This is a genomic window from Cellulomonas sp. P4_D11 (assembly GCF_056401915.1).
Genome location: NZ_JBFUIK010000080.1, coordinates 1 through 501, shown reverse-complemented (window position 1 = coordinate 501; position 501 = coordinate 1). Strand labels below are relative to the sequence as shown.

Sequence of the window (501 nt, the reverse complement as noted above, 5' to 3'; positions counted from 1 at the left end):
GTCGATGCCGGGCGTGACGGAGGAGATCAGGCGGCATGCGCGGGTTCGCGTCAGCTATCAGGATCTCAACGGCGTCGAGCGGACTGAGGAGGCCGATGGGCTGCTCGCGGTGTGCCACCAGCACGAGATCGACCAGCTCGACGGGATCTTCTGGATCCAGAGATTGTCGAAGCTGAAGCGCGACCGGCTGGTCAAGCGCTATGAAAAGCTGCAACGGGCGCTCTAGAGTTCCGTCGAAGAGGCCGGGTGAGGATCAGGCTTCGGTGCTTGCGATATTGCCGCTGACGGTTGCCGCCCAGGTCCAGAAATAGGTCGCAAGGCCACGATCGACATGGACGCGGAGCCTTTCGCCGTGACGATAGACAACGGCATTGATGCCGGCAAACGAGATAGCCGCCGAAGCGCTCGCCTTGCTTGGATCAAGCGTCGTTGCGCGCGCGATGACTTCGTCGGTCGCACCTTCGATCTCGAATATCTGGAGCCCGGCACTGACCGTGGTCA

At 61.9% G+C, this 501-nt stretch carries 2 protein-coding genes; one reads left to right on the top strand and one right to left on the bottom strand.

Annotation, left to right across the window (positions count from 1 at the left end; genetic code table 11):
* A partial coding sequence (locus AC1DT4_RS20265) for a peptide deformylase (RefSeq protein WP_477091556.1) occupies positions 1-226 on the top strand: 226 nt, incomplete at its 5' end.
* Between the two features lie 27 nt (positions 227-253).
* Here the strand turns inward: AC1DT4_RS20265 and AC1DT4_RS20260 are convergent.
* Positions 254-501 (bottom strand): hypothetical protein (locus AC1DT4_RS20260; protein WP_477091555.1); only part of this gene is annotated, 248 nt, incomplete at its 5' end.